Origin of the sequence: Paraburkholderia caribensis, assembly GCF_002902945.1 — a bacterium.
Taxonomy (GTDB): Bacteria; Pseudomonadota; Gammaproteobacteria; order Burkholderiales; family Burkholderiaceae; genus Paraburkholderia; species Paraburkholderia caribensis.
This window is the reverse complement of record NZ_CP026102.1, coordinates 1,556,342-1,571,859: the sequence shown is the minus strand read 5'-3', so window position 1 is coordinate 1,571,859 and position 15,518 is coordinate 1,556,342. Positions and strand designations below refer to the sequence as shown.

Sequence of the window (15,518 nt, the reverse complement as noted above, 5' to 3'; positions counted from 1 at the left end):
GCGTGGCAAGTCCGCGCCGCACAACCATCGTGCAGCGCAGGCTTGTCCATGCACTGTCGGATCACGGCGTCATATCGCGCGGGCCGGTGCGGGGGCTGCGCTTACGCACTGGGGGCTTGCGTTTCTTGCCGGCCTCGCTGTCCCCGGATTCTTCGGAACTGGCGGGGATCCTGGCCTTCTCGTGCCTGCCGCCAGGTTGCGCAACGAGCTCGAACGCTGCCGAGTCCTGCTCTGCGTCGAAGCGGCAGGAAATCCTGCTGCCTTCCTTAATGCGGCCGTCGAGCATTTCTTTCGCCAGCGGATTCTCGATAACCTGACGGATGCGTCGCTTCAGTTCCCGTGCGCCATACTCGGGCCGATAGCCTTCGAGCACCAGCTGCTCGACGATACTGTCGTCGAACACCAGGTCGATATCCTGGCTCTTTGCCATACGAGCGACGTGTTCAAGCTGCAGCCGGACGATCAAGCGAATCTGGGCTTCCGTAAGCGATTCGAAGATGATGATCTCGTCGATCCGGTTCAGGAATTCAGGCCGGAAGTGCGAACGCAGCACGGTCATCACGCCGTCGCGCATCGTGTCGCCCGCGTCGCTCCTGCGGCCTTTGCTCCTTTTGCTAGCGCCATTGCCATCACCTGGCAAAAAGCCTGGCCCGCTGCGCCTGGTGCCCATGATCACATCGGAGGCCAGATTGCTGGTCGCGATGATCAGCGTATTGGCGAAGTCGATTACGCGACCTTTGCCGTCGGTCAGGCGGCCGTCATCAAACACCTGTAGCAGGACGTTATAGACGTCCGGATGCGCTTTCTCGACCTCGTCGAGCAGGATCACACTGTGCGGGCGGCGCCGCACCCGTTCGGTCAACTGGCCGCCTTCTTCGTAACCTATGTAGCCCGGGGGCGCGCCGATCAACCTCGCGACCGCGTGCCGCTCCATGTATTCGCTCATGTCGACGCGCACGATGGCGTCTTCATCGCCGAAGATGACCTCGGCGAGTGCCTTTGCCAGCTCGGTCTTGCCTACGCCGGTCGGACCGAGGAACAGGAACACCGCCACCGGACGGTGACCCGCCTGGAGGCCTGCGCGGCTGCGCCGAACCGCATCGCTAACCGCGGTGATCGCCTCTTCCTGGCCGATGACGCGCTCATGCAGCCGGGCTTCGAGTTTCAGGAGCTTGTCCTTTTCCTCCTGGGTCAGGTCGGCGACGGGAATGCCCGTCATCCTGGCGACGATCTCGGCCACCTGCGTGGTACTGACTTCGGCGCTGCTCGAACTGACGCGGCGCTTCCAGATCGCGGTAGCGTCTGCCAGCTGGGTTTCCTTCGTGGCAAGCTGTTCGGCGAGTTCTTTGGCGCGCTCAAACTGCTTGCGCGATGCCGCGTAATCCTGTTCGCGCCGGATCTGTGCGATTTCAGACTCCAGTTCGAGGATCTCGGCGGGGCGCGAGGTCGACGACAGATGCACGCGCGCGGCTGCCTGGTCGATCAGATCGACCGCCTTGTCTGGGAGAAAGCGGCCCGTGATGTAGCGGTCCGATAGCTCGGCTGCCGAAACGAAGGCGTCATCGAGTATCGCGACCTTGTGATGTGCCTCGAGGCGGTCCCGCAGACCCCTCAGGATGCTGATGGTCTGCTCGACGGTTGGCTCGCTCACCAGCACCGGCTGGAAGCGACGCTCGAGCGCGGCGTCCTTCTCTATGTATTTCTGGTACTCGGCGAGGGTGGTCGCGCCGATCAGATTCAGCTCGCCCCGCGCCATCGGAGGCTTGAACACATTGGCGATGTCGAGACCGCCTTCGCCACCGGCTTGTCCGGCACCTACGATCGTATGCACCTCATCCACGAACAATACGAGTCTGTCTTTGTGCGCGGCGATTTCGTCCATCACCTGCTTGACGCGCTCTTCAAACTCGCCGCGATACTTCGAGCCCGCAACCAGCGAGTTCACATTCAGTTCGACAAGCCGTTTTTCACGCAGCGTCTCCGGTACATCGCCGCTGATCATTCGCTGCGCAAGTCCCTCGACGATCGCGGTCTTGCCGACACCCGGTTCGCCGATCAGCACCGGGTTATTCTTCTTGCGCCGCGCCAGTACTTCCGCCAGCGTTTCGGTTTCCTTCGAGCGACCAATCACCGGATCGAGCTTGCCTTCGCGTGCGAGACGTGTGATGTCGCGGCTGTATTTGTCCAACTGCGGTGTGTCGCTCGCGGGCTGGGGACCGGCTTCGTCCGTACCGGCAAACTTGATCGCCTGCTGGCGCAGCACCTGAGGCGTGAGCCCGTATTTCATCAGTAGATCACCAGCAAAGCTGTCGGTCACTTCGGCGAGTCCGGCCAGCATGTGCTCCGGCCCGACATAGCTGTGACCAAATTCGCGCGACGCCATGAACGCGCGCTCAAGCGCGCTCTTCAATCGCGGCGAGACAGCGATCTCGCCATCGGTTCGCCTCGTCGCTGCTTCTTCCTTTAGCGCATGCTGGTCGATGTACGCCTGGAGATCCGCGCCGGAAATCTTCAGGCCGTTGAGAATGCGTTGCACGGCGTCGCTGTCGACGAGTTCGTATAAGAGATGCTCCGTGTCCACTTCATGCCTGCCGAACTGCACTGCGCGTTCTGCAGCGCGCTGCAGGATTTCCCGTGCCTGGTCGCTGAAGTGTTGCTGCAGGTTCACGCCATCCCGTTCGACTGCGGAACTGGCCGGCAGAGCACCCCTGGCTGGTTGCCGCGGCGAAGGTCGATCGCCGAAGAAGTCGTCGAACAGGCCGCCACGGAACAGTGACTCGAGCGGCGACACCTGACGCTGATGGCGTGTGAGTTGCGCGTAGTGATAGTCGCAAACGTCCAGCTGTCTGCGTTGTCCGTTCTGTACAACCGCGACGCGCACGGACGCGGGCCGGGCGCCGCAGAGATCGCACATGTGTTGCGCCATAGTCTGTCTCCTTGAAGTGTCCTTTGGCTGTCTGGCCGGAAGCTGCACCACACCTGGCGCAGATCGATAGGACGATTCTGGGCCGCGATTTGCCGCATGATTTGAGATCGATCAAGAAAGGGGAACGCCGCGGTTGAGATACCCCAGGCGTGATATCGCTTCGAATCGCAACGATCACGTCGTCACATGCAATTCATCGCACAGCCTGCGCACTTCCGGGTGACCTCGTGCGGCAGAGCACGCTACAGCACGCCCGCTGATGCACGGCAGCCTCCCGCGCAAATAGACGGTTCCGTCCCGCACTTCGACTTCGATTGCGTCTGCTTGCGCCTGCGCGGCAACCTGCAGCGCCGTGCGGATTCTCCGTAGGACTTCCATCTCAACCTGGCGGTCACTGACACAAAGCTTGTTGCATATCGAAGTCAGGCCATCGAGCGGTTCGAGGACCTGTTCGGCTAACCGCTTCTGGTACGACCAGTCAACCTGTCCCAGCAGCGTGACGCTTCCGTCGCGCACGCACACATTCACCGAGCCCGGCGGCAGGCATGCTTTCCACTTGAGGGCGGCGAGCGCGGCGTCGCGTATTTCGTCGTCGGTACGGCGCAACGGCCCAGGTATCTGAACGGTCAGGTCTGATGTCACACCGCAGACGCCTGGTACGGCTTCGGCCGCAGCGCACGTGGCGATCATCGCCGCGTAGCGCGACACCGTACCCCGCAAGGTCACATTTCCATCGCGCACGTCGACACATACGGGTTCCGTGCATAACGAGGGATCGCGCCGAATGACGTCAACTATCGAATTGGCTAGTTCGAAATCTCGAGGCGAGATGCGAAAGGTTGCCGTCGGAGTCATGTCCAGTTCCTGTACCTTGGAGACCTTATCCTTGACACTGACGCAGTGACGACAGGCAAGCCAGTTATGCAACCCTGTGTATGTCACTGAAAAACGCGTGAGACAGTCCTGTGCCTTGCCGTGGTCTCGAATCCTGGTCGATTTTGAGACTGAATAAGGCGGGCCATTTGATTTTCATCAACAGTTATGGATTGAAGCTGGTCGCTCAGATTTTAAGCGTCCTGGTAGCGGCGGCACGGGGAAGAGGTTGGTTCCTGCAGCGATATCGGCCACGATGCCCCCTCGTACGGTCCAGCCGTTACCGGCGAAACCGGCTCTGACAGCTGGTGCCGTGCGAGTTCGTAGCGAGCTTGACCTGCGTCAAATACAGCAGTCTGCCTCGACGTAGCCTGAAGCTGCTGCCGCTGTGGCGACTTGCGGCGCAAGGTCGGAAACGACGATAGACGGGCAGAAGAAGAACCAGGAACCGGATGGAAAACAGGAACACTCCAATGCGCGCAATGTTGACGTGGTTAATGGCAATCGCTGTGCTGGGAATCTCCGGCTGCGGCTACAACGCTATTCAGAGGCAGGACGAACAGGTGAAAGCGAGCTGGTCGGAAGTACTGAATCAGTACCAGCGTCGCGCCGACCTCGTTCCCAATCTCGTGAATACCGTCAAGGGCTACGCCAGCCAGGAAAAAGATGTGCTGACGCGTGTGACGGAAGCCCGCGCGGGAGTGGGGTCGGTGCAGGCCAGTCCGGAGCTGATCAACGATCCGCAAGCATTTTCGAAATTTGAAGCGGCGCAAGCCCAGTTGACGAGTTCGCTATCAAGGCTGCTGGTCGTGTCCGAGAACTATCCGCAATTGAAGTCGGATGCAAATTTTCGCGACCTGCAGGCGCAACTCGAAGGAACCGAGAACCGGATCGCCGTTGCGAGAAACCGCTACATCAAGGCAGTGCAGGACTACAACGTGACAGTGCGCTCGTTTCCGTCCAACCTGACGGCGAGTGTCTTCGGGTTTAAGGAGAAGCCCAACTTCTCGGTGTCGAACGAAGCCGCAGTTTCCCGGCCTCCGCAGGTTAATTTCGAAGCGGCCCCGGCGCCGGCGAGCGGGGCGACCAATTGAACATCCTGAAGGCAGCGCGGACAGTACTACTCGCGCTCATTCCATTCTGGTCATCAGTCGCAAGTGCGGATGTCGGAATCCCTGCTTTGACTGCGCGGGTCACCGACGAAACAGCAACGCTCACGACCGAACAGCGGGCTTCGCTCGAGCAGACACTGCAGGCGTTCGAAGCGAAGAAAGGAAGCCAGATTTCCGTGCTTATCGTGCCAACGACACAGCCCGAAACGATCGAGCAATATTCCATGCGTGTTGTCGAGCAGTGGAAACTCGGTCGCAAGAACATCGACGATGGCGCACTCCTCATCGTCGCAAAAGATGACCGGACGCTTCGCATCGAGGTTGGTTATGGCCTCGAAGGCGCTCTCAACGACGCGACCAGCAGCCGTATCATTAATGAGGTGATTGTCCCGAGATTCAGGCGAGGCGATCTGTATGGAGGCGTGTCGGCCGGCGTCAGCAGCATGATGAATGTCATCAGCGGCGAGCCATTGCCAGCGCCAGATACGCAGACGCGCGGAGACGCCGGGAGCGTCAGGGGCTATCTGCCCGTACTCTTCGTCCTGACGCTGGTCGCAGGTGGAGTGCTTCGTTCGGTGCTCGGGCGTCTGGTGGGTTCAGTCGCGACGGGTGGCGCTGTTGCGGTGGTCGCATGGTTGTTGTCGGGGGCAGTTCTCATCGCAATCGTCGCCGGTACGATTGCCCTGTTTTTTACCCTGTTGGGGAGCGGGTTGGGGGCGTTCGTTGGGGGGCGTGCCATTGGTGGCGGCCCAGGTAATGCGTCCAGCCGCACGACGTTTCGCGGCGGCGGCGGCGGCTTTGGCGGCGGTGGGGCCTCGGGCAGGTGGTAGCCATGGGAATGAAACGGATAGTGAGACACCTGCTCCTCACGCGGTGGAACGTAAAGGTTGCCTTCCCTCCGCGCACGCTACGCGCAATCGAGAAAGCGGTTCTGGCAAGTCATCAGGCCCATATCGGGCAGGTTCGATTCGTGGTCGAGGGAGCGCTTCCAATCGAGGCGCTGTTGACCAGCATGTCTGCAAGAGAGCGGGCGATCGACGTCTTTTCACAACTGCGGGTGTGGGACACCGAGCACAACAATGGCGTACTCATCTATCTCCTGCTTGCCGACCGTGACGTCGAAATCGTTGCAGATCGAGGCGTGCATGCTCACGTGCTCGCCACCGAGTGGGAATCCATCTGCCAGAGCATGGAGGCGAATTTTCGGCGTGGAAAGTATGAAGCCGGCGTGCTGCTGGGTGTCGAGCAGGTAAGCGAACTGCTCGAAAGGCACTTTCCCGCCAGGCAGGACCGGCGAAGTGAGTTACCGAGCAAGCCAGCTGTATTGTGATACCCGACAGGGAACCCGGACTGACGCAGGTTGCGCAACTCCTGACAGGATGCAGCGCGGTAATGTCCGCGAAACGGATGATCTGGCTTGATGATCAGAAGGAGGGGGCATGTCGATTGATTTCACGAGTTTCACGCCCGGTCTGTCACTGGCTGGCGGCCTGGTGATCGGCGCTGCGGCTGCCGTGCTCGTCTTGTTCAACGGGCGCATCGCCGGCATCAGCGGCATTCTCGGTGGCCTGCTGGGTGCGCCACAGAAAGACGCAGGTTGGCGTGTTGCTTTTCTTGCAGGGCTGATTGGATCGCCTGTGCTGGCGGCCATGCTGGGTCGCCCGATCGCGCCGGATATCCAGGCCGGATGGAGCGAAATACTCGTCGCTGGCTTTCTGGTTGGCATCGGCACGCGTTACGCGAGCGGTTGCACCAGCGGCCATGGCGTTTGCGGCATCTCGCGAGGGTCTATCCGATCGCTTGTCGCGACGGCGACATTCATGGTGAGCGGCTTTCTGACCGTATTCGTTTCCAGACATCTGCTGTGAGGGTGAAATGGTTTTGCTTACGGCATTACTTGGCGGGCTTCTGTTCGGCGTTGGTCTGATGGTGTCCGGCATGGCCAATCCGGCAAAGGTGCTGGGATTTCTCGATCTCGCGGGACGATGGGACCCGTCACTTGCATTCGTGATGGCCGGGGCGATAGCCGTCGGCTCAATCGCGTTCCTGTTTGCGCAACGCCGCAAAAGATCGCTGCTGGGTCTGCCCATGCAGATTCCAGCCAGCTCCGCCGTGACGTTGAGGCTCGTGGTGGGAAGCGCAGTGTTCGGCATCGGCTGGGGGCTCGCTGGATTTTGCCCGGGGCCTGCACTGGTCGCCTTGGGCGCCGGCTTTGGGAAAGGGTGGGGTTTTGTGGCCGCGATGGTCTGCGGCATGGCCGTGTTCGAGATTCTCGAGCGCGCGAAGCTGAGTCGGCAGCAGGCCTGAATGCTGGATATCGCTTTACGTGGGCGCGGGAGTTCAGTCACCGGTCCGCCATTCGATTGCCGGAATCAGGCCGAGATCGTCGAGCATGGCGGGACGCAGATCCGAGGCGATCCGTCGAACACAAGTGACAAGCTGATCGATCAGCGTGTAATCCAACCGACCATCCGATAGGGCTCACCGGCGCCGTTCCATAACGCCTGCCCACGAGACTGTACCCACAGGAACTCGTCGGACCACGTGCGCGCCCGATATTCAACGTCGTATGCGTGCTTGTGTTCGAGATGCGCCGCGAGCCTGGCTTTGACGCGGTCGATGTCGTCCGGGTGACGATATAGCCGAAGCAATTTCATCAACTCCCGTTAGCCCAGTTCGCCGAACATCCCAACAAGCCAGTCGATGAAAATCCTTACGCGTTGACTGAGGTAGCGGTTGCGGGGATAAACGACGTGGTAAGGGTACGGTGGTGGTTCCAAACCCTGCAGGAACGACACCAGTTGCCCGGTCTCTATGAAGGGCCGTACCTTGAAAGTGAAAATCTGAATGACGCCAACCCCAGCCAGACCTGCCGCAAGGGTGATATATGCGCGAAACTACGCGCCGGGACCTGCACGGCACATAGGCATATATCGCTGAGACGAACGGAGTGTAGGCGCGCACCGATGCAAGATAAACGGCGTATCCTGGAAACATCCTCCAGCGCGCTGGATAGTGCGGCGTCAACCTTCACAGCTTGTATTCGTGGCGCTAACACCCGGTGGACGTCGGTGACTGCGCTATCCGTGACTGCGAGAGCGTACAAAGGCGACGGAGTTGGCCGGTCGGTGCGACCATGCCCGATCGGAGAGTGCCACGGGTCGACAATTTCCAGTGGGTAATTGACAGCCGCAGAGGACGCGACCGATCGACGGAAAACGATTGTCCGGCGAGCAGTGCGCCGAAACCGAATGGCCGCTGCAACTTCGACCTGAGCCATCGGCACCCCAACGTCCGCTTCGGCCGAGATCGAGTCAATCGGCTTGGCAGTGCACCGGCGAGATTGCCCTCGGCCGTCCAGCGAAGTTTCCGAGTCTATTGCTCAATTTTCACGGTCTATTGTGCAGGGACAGCCATCAGGCGCAGTCCAAGAGGATTTGTCCTTGAATTATTGAACGAACAGTCATAAACTTCCGTGCATGATCGATCACACCACACCTCGGCGCGCGAGCGCCGCCAAGGCGGAGGGAACCTGTCCGCGTGGCCGCCCGCGCGAATTCGACACGGCAGCCGTGCTCACCGAGGCGAGCAAGGTGTTCTGGCGCAACGGTTTTCACGGGACATCTGTCGACGATCTCTGCAACGCGACGGGCGTGCTGCGCGGCAGTCTGTACGGCGTATTCGGCGACAAGCACGGCATCATGATGGCCGCGCTCGATCATTACGCGGAAGGAGCGATTGCCGGCCTCGTCGAGCGCCTGAACGCGAATGTCCCGCCCGATGTCGCGCTGCGCAATGCGCTGCTGCATCACACGCGCACCGCGTCGTCGCTGAGCGGCTGCTTCATCACCAATAGCACGCTCGAACTGCAACCCGACGACGAAGCGCTGCACGCAAAGATCCGCGCAATCCAGCGGCGCGTCGTCACGCTGCTCGCGGCGGCCGTGATCCGCGGTCAGGCCACGGGTGTATTCAACGGCGACCTCGATGAAAAGGCGGCCGCGGATTTTCTGCTGTGCATGACGCAAGGCTTGCGTGTGCTCAACAAATGCAAGCGCAAGGAAGACGAACTGAAAGCGGTCGTCGACATCGCGATGCGCGCGCTCACCTGAAATTTTTTTCTCGAATTTTTGAACGTTCAGTCATGAATGATAGATGCATGAAAGCGTCGGGCGTGAGTTTGCCGTCCGCGTCCCGGCCCGGCGTCGACAGCGCGGAGCCGCGCGTCGAGGTGCAAGGGCAGCAGCGTTTCGAGCGGCAAGGGCTTGCGTTGACCGTGCTGTTCGTCGGGGCCTTTCTCGCGCCGCTCGACTATTTCATCGTCAATCTGGCGCTGCCCGCGATCCACACGGGCCTGAACGCCAGCGACGCGCAATTGCAGCTGATCGTGTCCGCCTACGCGTCGGCGTACGCGGTGTTGCTGATCACGGGCGGGCGGCTCGGCGACCTGTTCGGCAGGCGGCGCATGTTCATGACGGGGATGGCGGGCTTCGTCGTCGCGTCTGCGCTGTGCGGTTTTGCACCGAATGGTCACGTGCTCGTGATCGCGCGCATCGTGCAGGGCATGGCTGCCTCGGTGATGGCACCGCAGGTGCTCGCGACGGTGCGGGCCGTCGTGCCGCTGCATCAGCAGACTCGCGTGATGGGCTTTTACGGCTTCGTGTTCGGACTCGCGTCGATCGTCGGGCAGCTGGGCGGCGGTGCGCTGATCACCTTCCAGCCGTTCGGTCTCGACTGGCGCGCCATTTTTCTGATCAACATTCCCGTCGGCGTGCTGGCGTTTATCGGCGCGTGGAAGTATGTGCCGGAAAATCAGTCTGCGACGCGCGAGGGCGTCGATCTGAAAGGCGTCGCGCTGCTGTCGCTGGTGCTGATCCTGCTGATCTATCCGATGACGCACGGCCGCGAAGCGGGCTGGCCGTGGTGGACCTTCGCGATGTTCGCGCTCGCCGTGCCTGCGCTTGCCGCGTTCATTGCCACTGAACGTCGCGTCGAGCGCAGCGGCGGCAGCCCGCTCGTCGATCTCCAGCTGTTCCGCAATCCGGCCTTTTCGACGGGGCTCGTGCTCGCCTTTCTGTTCTATTGCAATAGCGCGTTCTTTCTCACGTACGGCATCTATCTGCAGACGGGTTTGCACTGGACGCCGCTGCAATCCGGCATCGCGATCATGCCGTTCGCGCTCGGCTTCGTCGCCGGGCCGCTGACGTCGCCCGCGGTGGTGCGGCGCATCGGGGCTTATGTGCTGACGCTCGGCTTTTCGATGATGGCGCTTGGTTTCGCGGTGACGGGCTGGGCTGCGACGCACGCGGCGCTCGGTGCATCGTTTTATGCCGGGCTCGTTCTTGCCGGCGTCGGGCAAGGGCTCGTGTTGCCGTCCATCATGCGCATCGTGCTCGGCGAAGTGGAGCCGGCGAAGGCGGGGCTTGCATCGGGCGTGGTGACGTCGACGCTACAGATCGGCTCGGCGTTCGGCACGGCTGCCATTAGCGGCGCGTTCTTTGGCGCATTGTCGGCGAACGCATCGGCGGCCGGCTATGCGTATGCGTTCCAGCGCAGCCTTGCGATCAACGCGGTTTTGATGGTGATCTGTATTGCGCTCAGCGTGACGTTGGTCCGGCATCAGCAGCGCGCTTCCTTGCGGGCGATCAAGGCCGCTTAGGGAAAATCCCGAGCGGCTGCATTTTTGTTTTTTGACGGAACAAAAATACGCGTGAAAATCATCTGATAACGTTTTCAGCGTATGCGTCATACGATTGCAGCCATGGTGCATTGCGCATTGCAACTATTGTTTCTCGTTCAGCAGTGATGCGCTTATTCACAGATGGCGGCGTTCAAGCGTGGCGCATGGTTTTTAGACCGGTAATAACGCGCAGAATGTCAGTATCGTGACGGTGGGTGGCCGGGCTTATTTACGTATACCCTGAACATTCGCCTAAACTGCGGTTGGACCGTGCTGCGCGACAACATGCCGCCTTTACTGACAGGCGATTGCCGGACTAAACAATAAAGGACGAACGTTCGAGATATCCGCCTGTCTATTTCGGTTTTGCTGCAAACGCTTCCAATAAAAATTACTTGCTGCCGAAATATTCGATTGTTAATCTTCCCCCACTCTTAATAATTCGTTGGACGGCGGTGCGTTTATGGCAGTGAATTTCCAGCCAGCCTAATGCTTATAACGGGGACATCCATGCTGACTGCTACTTTCGACGCATTTGACACGACGCAAACGGTGCAAATCATGGTCGGTGACGTGGTGACGCTCAAAGCGGGCGGGCCGCGGATGACGGTGACTTATGCCGGGGCGATTGCCCGGAAAACGGGAGAATGGCTCGTTTGCCAGTGGTTCGATGACCATGGCGAATTGCGGCAGGAAACCTTCGGGCAGGATGAGGTGTGGCGGCAGCCACGGTCAATTCCGGCGGGGTTGGTGCATAAGTTTGTGGGTGGGGTTTCGGTTTGAACGTGGGGGGCTTTGTCGCTCTGCGGTTTGGTTGTTTGGCCTTTGCGCTGGCATCCGCGCTACGTTTCCGTGCTTCACGCGTTGCCCCTGTGCGGGGCGGCACCTACTTTTCTTTGCCGCCGCAAAGAAAAGTAGGCAAAAGAAAGCGGCTCACACCGCCAGCGCTAATACTTGCCTGAGGGCCCCCAAAGGTTCTTACGCTTCACACGGCAATCACGTGACTCACGTTCGTTGCCAACGCGCTGAATAAGCGCCTCACCCGCTTCATATCCCCGCGTTTCAGCACGCCGCGCCAGACAATCCACGGCCGCCCAGGTGGCAAACTGTGTGTCGGCTTTCGCGCCATACGCGCACCACTCCGGACCCGATAGCGCACGCCTCCCACCCTGTAAGAGCGCCAAGCCATACGACGCGACAACCTACACACAGTTTGCCACCTGGGCGGCACATACCATTCGCTGCCGCTGGCACATGTACGGGTGTTTGAAGTGGGTGAGGCGCTCATTCAGCGCGTTGGCAACGCACACGAACAAGGGCGTTGCCGTGTGAAGGGTGGGGACGTTGGGGGCCCGTGGACAAAGGTCAAGGGCTGGCGGTGTGAGCCGCTTTCTTTTGCCTACTTTTCTTTGCGGCGGCAAAGAAAAGTAGGTGCCGCCCCGCACAGGGGCAACGCTTGAAGCACGCTAACGGATCGCGGATGCCAGCGCGGGGTCATGAGGCGGATGCCAGCGCAACAGCCAAGAACACAACATCAAAACCAAAACCAAAACCAAAACCAAAACCAAAACCAAAACCAAAACCAAAACCAAAACCAAAACCAAAACCAAAACCAAAACCAAAACCAAAACCAAAACCAAAACCAAAACCAAAACCAAAACCAAAACCAAAACCAAAACCAAAACATCAAAACCTACCGCCCCGCGTCCATCCCCATCCTAACCGCGAGCCCAGCAAGCACCGTCCCCATCATCCACCGCTGCACCACGACCCACGTCGGCTTCCTCGCGAGAAACACAGCAATCGATCCCGCCGTCATCGCGACGGCCGAATTAACCGAAATGCTCAGCACGATCTGAACCACACCGAACATCAGCGATTGCCCAAGCACACTCCCATACTGCGGATCAATAAACTGCGGCAGCAGCGAAAGATAAAGCACCGCAATCTTCGGATTCAGCAAATTCGTGATAAAGCCCATCGTGAACAGCTTGCGCGGACTATCGACGGGCAGATCGCGCACCTGGAACGGCGAGCGTCCGCCCGGCTTCACAGCCTGCCACGCGAGATAGAGCAGATACAGCGCGCCACCAAACCGCAGCGTGTCATACGCGAACGGCACAGCAAGCAGCAACGCCGTAATGCCGAACGCGGCACAGAACATATAAACCACGAAACCCAGCGCCACGCCGCCAAGCGAAATCAGACCAGCCACGCGCCCCTGGCAGATCGACCGCGAGATCAGATAGATCATATTGGGCCCGGGCGTGAGCGCCATACCGAGCGCGACAACGGCAAATGCAACGAGATGCGAGGTTTGAGGCATTGCGTGAGCTCCTTGAAGGAAGACCGATCGAACGATCAAGGCAAGGCCCAGGCGCGCGGCGTGACGGGATCTGCATCCCGGTTCGCGCTCCCCGGTGGTGATCCACCTCGATTGAGCGCCAGTCGCGCGAACAGCGAATTGTTTCGCGCGCTGCCGTCGCATGCCAGATACAAAAAGCGCACTACCCGTCGATACACTTGAGCGCCGCCGCCGCGCCAACGATCATCGCCATGCACGCGATGCGCGGCGCCGACACGGGATCGCCGAACAGCACGATGCCGAGCAGCGTGATGCCCATCGACCCGATGCCCGTCCACACGACATACGCGGTGCCTGCGGGCAGGTGCTTCATCGCGAGCGTCAGCAGGAAGACGCTCGCAAGCGCGGCCGCCACGCCGCCGACGCTCGGCCAGAAACGCGTCCAGCCATTCGCATACTTGAGCGCGAGACCCATCAGGATTTCAACGACGCTTGCCGCGAGCAGGATTAACCACGCCATCACTACCTCCATTTGAAGAATGGACGCAGCGTAGAGGTATAGTGACCCGCTGACCATTACGCACCTTCTGGTAACCATGGCAATGTCCGCGCCGGACCATTCCGTCGACGTCCCGCACGACGCGCAGCACCCAGGCAACGTATTCGACGAGGCCTGTTCGTCGCGGCTCGCGCTTGAACTGATCGCGAGTAAATGGACACTGCTGATCCTGCCCGCGCTGCAAAACGGACCGATGCGCAACAACGCGCTGCTGCGCAAGATTGGCGGTATTTCGCAGAAGGTGCTGTCGCAGACGCTGCGCGAACTGGAGCGCAACGGCCTCGTGATCCGCGACGTGTGCGGCACGAAACCTTTGCATGTCGAATATCGGTTGAGCGCGCTCGGGCTGTCGTTGAGCGACGCACTCGTCACGCTCGACCGCTGGGCGGAAACGCACGGCGGCGCGCTCGACGCCGCGCGCGAGCGCTTCGATACGCTTGCACAGTCGCGTCGCTAACGTCGATAACGTCGCTAGCGTCGATAACGACGCGCGATTGAACGCTCAGCCGCGCAGCGGCCGGAAAAAACGCCGAATCTCTTCAGCGAGCAGCGCGGGCTGTTCCATCGCGGCGAAGTGCCCGCCGCGCGGCATATCCGCGAACTGCGTGACGTTGAACACACGTTCGATCCACGAACGCGGCGGCCGGCTGATCTCCTTCGGAAAGCGCGCAAAGCCGAGCGGCGGCGTGACGCGCTGGCCGGGCTCGAAGCGCAATGGCCGCGCGCGCGTTTCCGCGTAGAGCCGCATCGACGAGCCGATCGTCTGCGTGTGCCAGTACAAGGACAGATCGGTCAGCAACTGGTCCTTCGAAAACACGCGCTCCACGTCGCCGTCGCAATCGCTCCACGCACGGAATTTCTCGACGATCCACGCAGCCAGTCCCGCCGGCGAATCGTTCAACGCAAACGCCGCGGTGTTCGGCTTCGTCGCGTGCAGGTGCGCGTAGGCGCCTTCGGCATCGGCAAATACGGCCCTCGATGCGAGGAAATCCCGCTCTTCCTGCGTGATGGACGGATCGTCGGGCGGGACGCCCGGCGCATATGAACTCGGCAGGAAGTTGAGATGAATGCCGTCGACATGCTGCGCATGGCCGGCCGCCAACGCGATCGACACCGCCGCGCCCAGATCGCCGCCCTGCGCGCCAAAGCGCGTGTAGCCGAGGCCGCGCATCAGCTCCACCCACAGGCCGGCGATCGCGAACACCGACATGCCCGGCTTCGAAGGCCGTTCCGAAAAGCCATAGCCGGGCATCGACGGAACGACGACATCGAATGCGTCGGCAGGGTCCGCGCCGAACGACGCCGGGTCGCACAGCTGCGGCAACAGTTCGGCGAACTCGATGAACGAGCCTGGCCAGCCATGCGTGATGACGAGCGGGTAGGGCTTCGGCCCCGTGCCGCGCCGATGCACGAAATGCACGGCCAGATCGCCGAGCTGCGCGACGAATTGCGGCTCCTGGTTGAGCCGCGTTTCCGTCGCACGCCAGTCGTACCCGCTCGCCCAGTAATCGACGAGATCGCGCAAATAGTTCATGTCGGTGCCGAGCGCCCAGGGCGCGCTGTCGAAGGTGTCGGGCCAGCGTGTTTGCGCGAGGCGCGTCTTGAGCGCGGCAAGCTCGAAGTCGGGAATCGAAATCCGGAACGGAGTGATTTGCATCGTGTGGTCCTGGTCGTTGAGCGGCAGGCTGCGTGCTACTTGGCCGAACGGTCGCGCGATTCGCGCATCCGCACGCGCTCGCCGAGCCCCTTCGTAAAGCTTCGCATGCTGATGATGCGCCGCGAGCGCACCACTTCGCCTTCCAGATTGACGGGTGGATTCGGCTGCCACGCCCAGTACATCGCGATCATCCAGCCGAACACCGTCCAGCCCATGCATGCATTGAACAGGGCAAGGGTCAGCATGTCGTAGCGCTTGCGGCGGTCGGCGATGATGGACGGCAGGAAGTACAGCCCCAGCGCGGCGAAGGCCGCGACGCCTTGTATCATCATCACGGTGTTCATCGAGCCTCCACAGACGTGCCATCTATCTTTCCATTGTCGCGCGATCGGGCATCGTTCGCTTG

The 15,518-nt window shown here is 60.8% G+C and carries 16 protein-coding genes, 1 pseudogene and 1 riboswitch; of the genes and pseudogenes, 9 read left to right on the top strand and 8 right to left on the bottom strand.

Annotated elements, in window-relative coordinates; all coding sequences use genetic code 11:
* Positions 1-61 precede the first annotated feature (61 nt).
* Together C2L66_RS23470 and C2L66_RS23465 are read right to left on the bottom strand one after the other, a co-directional pair.
* On the bottom strand, positions 62-2,926 hold the full coding sequence (locus C2L66_RS23470; RefSeq protein WP_054935000.1) for an AAA family ATPase: 2,865 nt from the start codon (positions 2,924-2,926) through the stop codon (positions 62-64).
* 174 nt (positions 2,927-3,100) lie between these two features.
* Positions 3,101-3,868 (bottom strand): BON domain-containing protein, encoded by a 768-nt coding sequence (locus tag C2L66_RS23465; protein WP_225031534.1) that lies wholly within the window; start codon positions 3,866-3,868, stop codon positions 3,101-3,103.
* A gap of 383 nt (positions 3,869-4,251) precedes the next feature.
* Between C2L66_RS23465 and C2L66_RS23460 the strand changes: the two genes are divergently transcribed.
* The 5 genes from C2L66_RS23460 to C2L66_RS23440 all read left to right on the top strand — a co-directional run bounded on the left by C2L66_RS23460 (position 4,252) and on the right by C2L66_RS23440 (position 7,218).
* The gene (locus tag C2L66_RS23460; RefSeq protein ID WP_060606382.1) at positions 4,252-4,893 is read left to right on the top strand and encodes a LemA family protein; all 642 of its coding nucleotides are present in this window, start codon (positions 4,252-4,254) and stop codon (positions 4,891-4,893) included.
* Positions 4,890-5,741, top strand: coding sequence for a TPM domain-containing protein (locus C2L66_RS23455; RefSeq protein WP_060606385.1), 852 nt, complete (start codon positions 4,890-4,892; stop codon positions 5,739-5,741). Before C2L66_RS23460 ends, C2L66_RS23455 begins: the two co-directional genes overlap by 4 nt.
* A gap of 2 nt (positions 5,742-5,743) precedes the next feature.
* On the top strand, positions 5,744-6,241 hold the full coding sequence (locus C2L66_RS23450) for a TPM domain-containing protein (RefSeq protein WP_060606387.1): 498 nt from the start codon (positions 5,744-5,746) through the stop codon (positions 6,239-6,241).
* Between the two features lie 109 nt (positions 6,242-6,350).
* Positions 6,351-6,779, top strand: a complete 429-nt coding sequence (locus tag C2L66_RS23445; RefSeq protein WP_060606390.1) for a YeeE/YedE family protein — start codon at positions 6,351-6,353, stop codon at positions 6,777-6,779.
* A 7-nt stretch (positions 6,780-6,786) separates the two neighbouring features.
* On the top strand, positions 6,787-7,218 hold the full coding sequence (locus C2L66_RS23440) for a YeeE/YedE family protein (protein ID WP_060606394.1): 432 nt from the start codon (positions 6,787-6,789) through the stop codon (positions 7,216-7,218).
* A 42-nt stretch (positions 7,219-7,260) separates the two neighbouring features.
* Here the strand turns inward: C2L66_RS23440 and C2L66_RS41305 are convergent.
* Positions 7,261-7,544, bottom strand: a pseudogene (locus C2L66_RS41305) (PAS domain-containing protein); the annotation flags it as partial.
* Between the two features lie 33 nt (positions 7,545-7,577).
* Positions 7,578-7,754 carry a LysR substrate-binding domain-containing protein gene (locus tag C2L66_RS23430; protein WP_231950167.1) on the bottom strand — a complete coding sequence of 59 codons (177 nt, stop codon included), beginning with the start codon at positions 7,752-7,754 and terminating at the stop codon, positions 7,578-7,580.
* A 636-nt stretch (positions 7,755-8,390) separates the two neighbouring features.
* On the opposite strand from C2L66_RS23430, the gene C2L66_RS23425 reads away from it, so the two are divergent.
* The 3 genes from C2L66_RS23425 to C2L66_RS23415 all read left to right on the top strand — a co-directional run bounded on the left by C2L66_RS23425 (position 8,391) and on the right by C2L66_RS23415 (position 11,374).
* Entirely contained in the window at positions 8,391-9,023 is a 633-nt protein-coding gene (locus tag C2L66_RS23425; RefSeq protein WP_060606397.1) for a TetR/AcrR family transcriptional regulator, read from the top strand.
* 47 nt (positions 9,024-9,070) lie between these two features.
* Positions 9,071-10,570, top strand: a complete 1,500-nt coding sequence (locus tag C2L66_RS23420; protein ID WP_060606399.1) for an MFS transporter — start codon at positions 9,071-9,073, stop codon at positions 10,568-10,570.
* Between the two features lie 531 nt (positions 10,571-11,101).
* Positions 11,102-11,374 (top strand): YodC family protein, encoded by a 273-nt coding sequence (locus C2L66_RS23415; protein WP_054934996.1) that lies wholly within the window; start codon positions 11,102-11,104, stop codon positions 11,372-11,374.
* Positions 11,375-12,284: 910 nt separating this feature from the next.
* Here C2L66_RS23415 and C2L66_RS23405 read toward each other — a convergent pair.
* Positions 12,285-12,917, bottom strand: a complete 633-nt coding sequence (locus C2L66_RS23405; RefSeq protein WP_060606404.1) for a LysE family translocator — start codon at positions 12,915-12,917, stop codon at positions 12,285-12,287.
* Positions 12,918-12,955: 38 nt separating this feature from the next.
* Positions 12,956-13,053: riboswitch (ZMP/ZTP riboswitch) on the bottom strand.
* A 45-nt stretch (positions 13,054-13,098) separates the two neighbouring features.
* Entirely contained in the window at positions 13,099-13,416 is a 318-nt protein-coding gene (locus tag C2L66_RS23400) for a DMT family transporter (RefSeq protein ID WP_035988128.1), read from the bottom strand.
* Positions 13,417-13,498: 82 nt separating this feature from the next.
* Here C2L66_RS23400 and C2L66_RS23395 point away from each other — a divergent pair, with 82 nt between their 5' ends.
* Entirely contained in the window at positions 13,499-13,912 is a 414-nt protein-coding gene (locus C2L66_RS23395) for a winged helix-turn-helix transcriptional regulator (protein ID WP_060606407.1), read from the top strand.
* Between the two features lie 45 nt (positions 13,913-13,957).
* On the opposite strand, the gene C2L66_RS23390 is transcribed toward C2L66_RS23395, so the two are convergent.
* Both C2L66_RS23390 and C2L66_RS23385 read right to left on the bottom strand, forming a co-directional pair.
* Complete coding sequence (locus tag C2L66_RS23390) at positions 13,958-15,112, bottom strand: epoxide hydrolase family protein (protein ID WP_060606410.1); 1,155 nt, start codon at positions 15,110-15,112, stop codon at positions 13,958-13,960.
* A 35-nt stretch (positions 15,113-15,147) separates the two neighbouring features.
* Positions 15,148-15,456, bottom strand: a complete 309-nt coding sequence (locus tag C2L66_RS23385; RefSeq protein WP_054934988.1) for a superinfection immunity protein — start codon at positions 15,454-15,456, stop codon at positions 15,148-15,150.
* Positions 15,457-15,518: the final 62 nt, after the last annotated feature.